This is a genomic window from Endozoicomonas sp. (genome assembly GCF_031844845.1).
Lineage (GTDB): Bacteria > Pseudomonadota > Gammaproteobacteria > Pseudomonadales > Endozoicomonadaceae > Endozoicomonas.
This window is the reverse complement of record NZ_JAVRMB020000195.1, coordinates 1-7,777: the sequence shown is the minus strand read 5'-3', so window position 1 is coordinate 7,777 and position 7,777 is coordinate 1. Positions and strand designations below refer to the sequence as shown.

The following is a 7,777-nucleotide window of genomic DNA, read 5'->3' as shown; positions in this document are numbered from 1 at the left end:
TGTATCTTTCGTCGGCAGCGTCAGATGTGTATAAGAGACAGGTTGTCGTCAGGTCAGCTTTCTGACTTATACGGACAAACAGCGGGGCGGCATAATCCGGCAAACGATCCGCGGTCAGGTCATAAAAAGACTGTGGATCAAACCTGCAGCCATCCTGCATCACAATGGCAGCCATCCCTGCCCTGCCCTCATGATCAGGAACCAGTACACCATAAATATTAATCAACTCCAGACCGGAATAGTCCCCCAGGGCGCCGGCAACTTCCTGAGTGGATACGTTCTCACTCTTCCAGCGATATGTGTCGCCCAGCCGATCCACAAAGTAGAAATAACCATGGTCGTCATATTGCAGCAGATCACCGGATCGCCAGTAAGCATCACCCGCCTCGAACACATTCCGCAGAATTTTCTGCTCTGTTGCTTCAGGGCTGGTATACCCTTCAAAACGACCACCGCCCATTTCCGGATGGTCAACGATATAGCCGATACCCTCGCCAACTTCACCGGGCTGACAGAGCATTAGAAAACCATTGTCATCCCGCAAATACTGGTTTGTCGCTACATCAAATTTCACCAGCCTGAAATTGGTTTTGTTCCAGTCCGGTATCCGGCCACAGGAGCCTGCATAGTTATCCAGATTGATCAGATTAGTATTCGCTTCAGTCGCACCCCACCCCTCAAAAATATCCATCTGACCAAATCTGGCCTGCCATTGATTCCATGTTTCTCTGGTAAGACCCGCACCCACCATACAACGTAAATGATGCGGAGGCGCACTGTCGTAATAGTTCAGCAAGTAGCGACAGATTTCACCAATGTACTGGCAAATGGTCACACGATATCCGCAAATATCATCCCAAAAATTGCGGACACTAAACCGGCGACGCAAAACAATGGCAGCACCCGCAGCCAGCGCCGTGGCGGTTACTGAGGTTGCCCCGGCACCGTGGTAAAGCGGCAGGCAGCAATAAAAAACATCATCAGCCTTTGCATCAAGTGTTACCTCCATCACATCACCAGACGACAACCAGCGCATATGGCTGTAAATCGCCGCTTTAGGCAAGCCTGTGGTACCTGAGGTAAAAATCAGAATAGCAGGGTCTTCCGCTTTAATATCAGGGCGCAAGCCAGGGCTGACCGGGCTATCAGGTGCCGTTTCAAGCCGTTGCTGGAATTCATTACCAAGAAGCAACAGATCACTGGCAAGTGCTGGCTTTTCGGGATCGGAAAGCAACCAGAGTTGTGTATCTCCCAAACCATCGGTCATGGCGAAGTGATGGGCACACTCCTCTCCCACAATAACCGCACGAGCATGGGTGGACACCACCGCATGCCTCAAAGGAACACCATTCACCTGGGTATTAAGAAAAGCAACAACGACGCCAACCCTGGCCAACCCAAACCAGGTAAAAAAGAACTCCGGCCGGTTTTCCAGGGCAATCGCACAGGTATCACCGGGCTTCAGCCCCATCTCCAGTGCTGCATGTGCTACACGATTCGCCCGGCAGTTAACCTCCTGATAACTGAAAATTTGATCACCATAAATCAGGAAATCCCTCTCGGCATAACACTCTGCCCGAGCCTCAAGGCGGTCAGCCACTGTATAAAGGTTCCGGGGTTTAATCCGGTTTGCCGCTACCGCGCGTCGATCCATTTTGGCCTGAGTCTCTTCACGACTGACCAGCGATGTTTTTTTGTTTTTATACTTAATGTGAGAACTTATTTTCATTGTTATTCTGCTCCATATACATACTCAGGGTGACCATGGGTATGTATATGGAACTTTCTCTTGCTATTACTTCACCCGGATTTTTGGTGCTGGCGTATCTTTGCGCATACTCAGAAGAAACTGCTCAATGGGTGCCGGTTCAGCAACCTCTGGCAGAACCTCAGGGTCTGGACGATTGAGCCAAAACTCTTTCCAGGAAGGGAAGAGATCATGAAAAGTGCCTTCATAAGGCTCTCTGCCGGGCCAGCGCATTTTCTGGTCACCGATAGGCTGCTTATTGAGGTCGGAGGCATACCAGTAGCAGGGCAGACGACGACGAAAATACCATCGGCTATCAATACGCTCATAATCATCCCAGTAAAGCATCTGCATCGTGACCCATTCCGGCCCCGTTTCATGTTCGTTTTTCGAATAAACGACACCAATAGCATGGTCACTATCAACAAACTCAATAATATGCTGCCCCAGGTGGTGCGAGGTACCAGTAAACTGATCCCGCAGCGTAGAGTCCACCCACTGTTTTAAAAGATCACGTCCCGTTTTCCCCTTACCAACACGAACATCGGGGGCAAACAACCCTACATGGGCATCAAGATCTCTCATATCCAGAGAAAGTGAATATTTACCTGCCAGCTGCCGTATCGCTTCAATCGACTCGATACGATCCAGCCGTTCAAGTATTGATGAATCCAACATACATTCCCCCTCAGCCCTTTACAGGAAAGCCATGCCACCGTTAGCAGCAATATTCTGGCCGGTAATAAATGAAGACTCATCAGAAGCAAGAAAAGAGGCGACACTGGCAATTTCATCAGGCTCACCCATGCGACCCAGGGGAATGGCAGCAATCATCTGGTTGGTCCATTCATCGGGGATATCAGCCATCATCGGCGTATTGGTTGGGCCGGGAACAATGGTATTAACTCGAATACCGGAAGGTGCTAACTCCCGGGCAATACTGCGGGTCAGCCCCATAACTCCCGCTTTCGCCGCACAGTAATGGCTGGGGCCTTCACCGGAAACAGCCGCAGTGCTGGAAATATTAATAATGACTCCACCACCATTTTTGTGCATCAGACGACCACCTTCACGGCAACAGAAAAACGTTCCCGTCAGGTTAACGCCAATCACTCTCTGCCAGTTCTCATCGGGGGTATCCAGAAAAGCATCAACAGAACCGACACCGGCATTATTTACGACAACGTCTAACCGGCCATAACGTTCTTCAATGTTATCCATAACGGAGCGAACAGAACGGGAGTCAGAAATATCGCAGGCCAGTGCCAACACATTCTCCCCCAACGGAGCAGTGGCTGCTTCAACGGCCTCAAGGTTAATATCAACGGCAACAACCTTTGCGCCTTCACTGACAAACTTTTTAGCAACAGCCAGTCCCATCCCCTGGGCAGCACCGGTGACAAAAACGACTTTATTCTTATGTTTTATTATTGTTCGCTCCGTACCTGAGCCTTCAGTAGTCAGGCCATTTCTTATTGTTGTGATTTTCGTATTCATGGATGAAGCAAATGGACATTAACGGTTTTGATATCCGGGCGACTTGGTCTGAATGGACGATGCCGAAAACAACACGAAACGTTGACCATTCCAGAAAAAATTAACTATTCGTCACAGCGATTCGACAGCATCAAATAATAAAAAGGTTTGTTTATGTCTCTTAACGATCTTCCTCTTCCCACCGGAAAATTTATCCAACTGGATAACGGCATAACCCTTCATTACCTGGACGAAGGCGAGGGTGAAACCATTATATGGCTTCATGGCAGTGGTCCGGGTGCCAGTGGCTACAGTAACTTTAAAGGTAACTACCCGGCCTTTGTCAAAGCCGGGTATCGAAATATTATTCTTGATCTCCCCGGCTTTGGTCGCTCCGATAAACCGGAAAACGCCGAGTATCATCTTGATTTCTTCGTAGAAAACTTAAATCAACTGATCGAAAAACTGGCACTGCAAAACGTTATTTTGCTGGGAAATTCGCTGGGTGGAGCCATCGCCCTTGGGCAAGCACTGAAATACCCGAACACTGTCAGCCAGCTGATTCTTATGGCTCCCGGTGGCGTAGAAGAACGTGAAACCTATTTTCAGATGGAAGGCATTCAACGTATGGTTGAGGTCTACCAGTCAGGCCCAATGGGTGTCAACGAAATGCGAGAGGTAATGAAGCTGCAGCTATTTGACGCTTCGCAACTCTCTGAGGCACTGCTGGAAGAACGGGCAGCAGTCGCAGTAACCCAGCCAGCCAATCTGTTCTCAACCATGATGGTTCCCAATATGACTGAGCGCCTGCACGAGCTGGAGTGCCCGATTCTTGGCTTCTGGGGAACCAACGACCGATTTAACCCGCCAGAGGGTATGTTCAAGTTCCTGCATAATGCCAAAGATTGCCGGTTCCTGATGCTTAACCAGTGCGGGCACTGGGTTCAGGTAGAGCACGAGGACCTGTTTAACCGAACCTGCGTAGACTTTCTTAAAAATAATTAATCAGCCGTGAGCGGCATTTTTATAAAAAAAGAGAATCGTTGTATGTCTACTTTCGAACACCTGTCTAAACCGGGCCGGATTGGTTCTCTGAACCTGAAAAACCGCATGATCATGGCGCCCATGGGCTCCAATTTCGCAGAAGCGGACGGGCATTGTGGCGAACGAATCCAGGCTTACTACGAAGAACGAGCCAAAGGCGGCGCAGCCATGCTGACCATGGGTGTCTGTGCCATTGCCTGGCCCCATGGAACCGCAGAACCCTATCAGGTGGGCATTTCCGATGACCAGTTTATCCCCGGCCTGAAGCAACTGACGGACAGAGTTCATCAGCACGATGCAAAGATTGCCATCCAGCTACAGCATGCCGGAAAAACGGCGGTAAGGGATCTGGCGGAAGGTCGTGAGCTATGGGTGCCATCCATCCCCACGCCTCAGAAGTCCGATATGATGAGTTCTCTGTCACTGGCTGAGCTGGGTGCCTTTATTCGCCCAAAAACCGGTAGCCGGCCAAAAATCCGGGTCATGGACAAAAACGACATTAACCAGATGGTTGAGTGGTTTGCGGCAGCTGCCGAACGGGCAGTTCGTGCTGGTTTTGATGGTATTGAACTGCACGCTGCTCACACTTACATCATCGCCGGTTTTCTTTCTGCCTATACCAATAAGCGGGATGATGAGTATGGTGGTCCTCTGAAAAACCGTGCCCGCCTGTTAATGGAAGTGATTGCATCGGTTCGTGAGCGTGTCGGAACGGACTTTCCCGTCTGGCTGCGCCTTGATGCGCAGGAACTGCGAATGGATGGAGGTATCACTCTGGATGACTGCATTGCTGTTGCCAGAATGGTTGAAGAAGCCGGACTGGATGCGGTACATATCTCCGCCTATGCCAATACCAACAGTGGTGATGCCTTTACCGAAGCCCCTCTGGTGCAAAAGCCTGCAGGATTTCTGGATTGGACGGCAGAGGTTAAAAAGCACCTCAATATCCCGGTAATTGCCGTTGGACGACTGGAGCCGGAAGTGGCCGACAGAGCGATTGCCGATGGCAAGTGCGATTATATCGCCATGGCCCGCAAACTGCTGGCGGACCCGGAACTGCCAAAAAAGATTGTAGAAAACCGACCTCAGGACATTCGCCCCTGCATCTATTGCTATGTCTGTGTCAGTCAGATATTCATCAATGAACGGGTCAAGTGTGCGGTCAATCCCATGACAGGCCATGAGTCAGAGATCAAACTTATTGCCTCTGACAAACCTAAGCACATTGTCGTTATTGGTGGCGGCCCCGGCGGCATGGAAGCTGCCAGGGTCGCTGCTACCCGAGGTCACCGTGTGACACTGATTGAACGCAGTCAACGTTTGGGCGGAACCCTCTTTTTTGCCTCTCTGGCCTATCCGGAAAACGGTCCGTTGCTGGATTATCTCGTTAACCAGATCAAGCAATTGCCTGTGGATATCCGCCTGAATACAGAGGCGAATGAAGTGCTATTACGTGAGCTTAAGCCTGATGAGATCATCATTGCTACGGGCGCTCTGCGTAATGCTCCGGATATTCCCGGTGCAGACCAGAAGCATGTCTGGTCCGGCGACGAACTCCGTCGTTTGATGACCGGTTATGGCGATGATATTGCCAAAAAGAAGCTCAATGTCGCTCAGCGTATGATGATAAAATCCGGCTCCATGATCGGTGCTACCAACAGCACAGAAGCGATTCAGCAGCTGTCAAAACTTTGGATGCCCCTGGGTAAACAGGTGGTCATTATCGGAGGTGGACTGGTAGGACTGGAACTGGCTGAATTTCTGGTAGAGCGTGGTCGAACCGTGACGGTTCTGGAGCCGGAGCGGGATCTGGGTACTGAACTCAGCATCGTCCGCCGCTGGCGAGTACTGCACAACCTGAAAACCCATAATGTCAGGACAATGACATTTGCCACAGTAAGTCAGATTGATAAAACCCATGTTCATTATCAGGACAAAGATGGCATCGAGCATCAATTGCCTGCTAAGTCCGTGGTTCTGGCCATCGGTGCAGAACCGGATCATGGCTTTGCCAGCAAGATTGCTGAAGCAGGATTCAGAGTGACCAATATTGGAGACAGTGCCGATGTTACCTATATTGAAGGCGCTATAAGCTCTGGAATGAAAGCTGCAGCAGAACTTTGATAAAAATGGTCTCTGTAAAAAGAGACCAATGAGGTATTAGTGAACTACTCGCCCCTAAAGGCCCCCTAGGGTCAATGGTACTGACTTAAGCTCACTTCCCTTGGTATTTCTTGAGTCTGCGCGCCTGTGATCTTGGATGTTGTAGCTTTTTGTGCGGTTTTGGCCGTTTCTTAACCGCTCTTGGCTCCGACCTCCCAGGTCGATTACCAACAACATGCTGACCTATGATTTCCAACATATTGATGACTTTCTTTTCCAGCCAGTCACCCGTTGCTCCCAGTAACGTCTGAAGGAATGACACCAGCGTGTCCTGAGCTGCTTTGAAGCTCACTTCTCGTGGTTCCTTACCAATGTGTCTCGCTGTTTGGCCCATCAGCGCCCGGATCAGGTTGTATACCAGGAAGTTGATGGATATTTCTTTTCTCACCATTTCCGGACTTTTGCAGCGAAGAATATCTATTTTCATGGTCGTTTTGATGACGTCAAAGTCAGTCTCGACGTGCCAGCGTTACAGGTACAGCGCAATGATCTCTGTCCGGGGATACTCTTCAGCATCCAGAAAAGTGGTAATGATGGTGCGGCGTTTGTTTTTAACGGCACGAATGACCAGCTCTCCGGGCATCTGATCATAAAGCTCCTGACTCATCCACTCAGGTCGGGCTGGTCGTTTTAGTTTGAATAATCCATCCTTGCTACCCAGCTTTTGATAGAATTTTCGAAAATCAATAAGGCGGGCGCCGTTTTTCTCGAAGACAACGTCAGTCTTGGCCTGTAACAACAGAGCCAGCAGGAAGTAGTTCTCAAAGTTCGCATCACCTAACAGGATGTCGCCATCATGTAGATGGGAGAGCAACTTCCTGAGCAAGGCTTGTTCGCCGGATTCTTTCCCTTCGTAGGGAGCCACAGCAAAATCGAGCAATGCGCCACTGCCAAGACATATCAAAACAAGGATTCTGAGAACGGGGAAACCAAGCCCTTTTTTTGGGTGCCAGGCTGCGGATATTCTTTCTGATTTTTCTCAGTGTCAGGCATTAACAATGTTGAGCCGTCAGTAAGCAGTACACGACGTTGATGCCATAGCCATGATTCTGGTGAGGCGTGATCAAGGCTATTGCCTGATATACGCAGCAAACCCCTTATGGATGCTTCAGTCAACCGTTGCCGCGCTTTGCAATATGCGCTGGTTTGAGTGTTGGGCACCTTGTGGCCCTTGACGACCTGATCTCTCGCTTCATCAATGAGGGCGTGGCGGCACGACTTGGTGTCACTGGCCACCTGCCGCATGAATAAGGTTAATGTTTTAATGGGTGGAAAATCCCGAACCCTGCAGCCGGAGTAACTGGCCTGAAAAGAGTTAAGGTCATCAGAGGTAAGAATCGATGAAAG

At 49.9% G+C, this 7,777-nt stretch carries 6 protein-coding genes and 2 pseudogenes; 2 read left to right on the top strand and 6 right to left on the bottom strand.

All coding sequences use genetic code 11. The features are described 5' to 3' along the window. The 3 genes from RM811_RS10290 to RM811_RS10280 form a co-directional block, all read right to left on the bottom strand. Positions 1-1,729 (bottom strand): long-chain-acyl-CoA synthetase (locus RM811_RS10290; protein ID WP_402523677.1); only part of this gene is annotated, 1,729 nt, incomplete at its 3' end. Positions 1,730-1,795: 66 nt separating this feature from the next. After that, positions 1,796-2,425, bottom strand: coding sequence for a nuclear transport factor 2 family protein (locus RM811_RS10285; RefSeq protein ID WP_402523675.1), 630 nt, complete (start codon positions 2,423-2,425; stop codon positions 1,796-1,798). Positions 2,426-2,443: 18 nt separating this feature from the next. Beyond that, the gene (locus tag RM811_RS10280; RefSeq protein WP_402523673.1) at positions 2,444-3,244 is read right to left on the bottom strand and encodes an SDR family NAD(P)-dependent oxidoreductase; all 801 of its coding nucleotides are present in this window, start codon (positions 3,242-3,244) and stop codon (positions 2,444-2,446) included. A 153-nt stretch (positions 3,245-3,397) separates the two neighbouring features. Between RM811_RS10280 and RM811_RS10275 the strand changes: the two genes are divergently transcribed. Together RM811_RS10275 and RM811_RS10270 are read left to right on the top strand one after the other, a co-directional pair. Beyond that, positions 3,398-4,228 (top strand): alpha/beta fold hydrolase, encoded by an 831-nt coding sequence (locus RM811_RS10275; protein WP_402523671.1) that lies wholly within the window; start codon positions 3,398-3,400, stop codon positions 4,226-4,228. A 42-nt stretch (positions 4,229-4,270) separates the two neighbouring features. Further along, positions 4,271-6,391, top strand: a complete 2,121-nt coding sequence (locus RM811_RS10270; RefSeq protein ID WP_402523669.1) for an FAD-dependent oxidoreductase — start codon at positions 4,271-4,273, stop codon at positions 6,389-6,391. Between the two features lie 91 nt (positions 6,392-6,482). Here the strand turns inward: RM811_RS10270 and RM811_RS10265 are convergent. From RM811_RS10265 to RM811_RS10255, 3 genes and pseudogenes are all read right to left on the bottom strand, one after another. Beyond that, a pseudogene (locus RM811_RS10265) lies at positions 6,483-6,887 on the bottom strand (IS4 family transposase); the annotation flags it as partial. A 12-nt stretch (positions 6,888-6,899) separates the two neighbouring features. Continuing rightward, a complete protein-coding gene (locus RM811_RS10260) occupies positions 6,900-7,334 on the bottom strand; it encodes a hypothetical protein (protein WP_402523667.1) in 435 nt (144 codons plus the stop codon). After that, positions 7,331-7,777, bottom strand: a pseudogene (locus tag RM811_RS10255) (IS4 family transposase); the annotation flags it as partial. The pseudogene RM811_RS10255 and the gene RM811_RS10260, both read right to left, overlap by 4 nt.

What these genes read in the sequence shown, in the direction of transcription:
- RM811_RS10285 (WP_402523675.1), bottom strand. Translation starts at nt 2,425, where the DNA reads ATGTTGGATTCATCAATACTTGAACGGCTGGATCGTATCGAGTCGATT.
- RM811_RS10270 (WP_402523669.1), top strand. Translation starts at nt 4,271, where the DNA reads ATGTCTACTTTCGAACACCTGTCTAAACCGGGCCGGATTGGTTCTCTG.
- RM811_RS10280 (WP_402523673.1), bottom strand. Translation starts at nt 3,244, where the DNA reads ATGAATACGAAAATCACAACAATAAGAAATGGCCTGACTACTGAAGGC.
- RM811_RS10275 (WP_402523671.1), top strand. Translation starts at nt 3,398, where the DNA reads ATGTCTCTTAACGATCTTCCTCTTCCCACCGGAAAATTTATCCAACTG.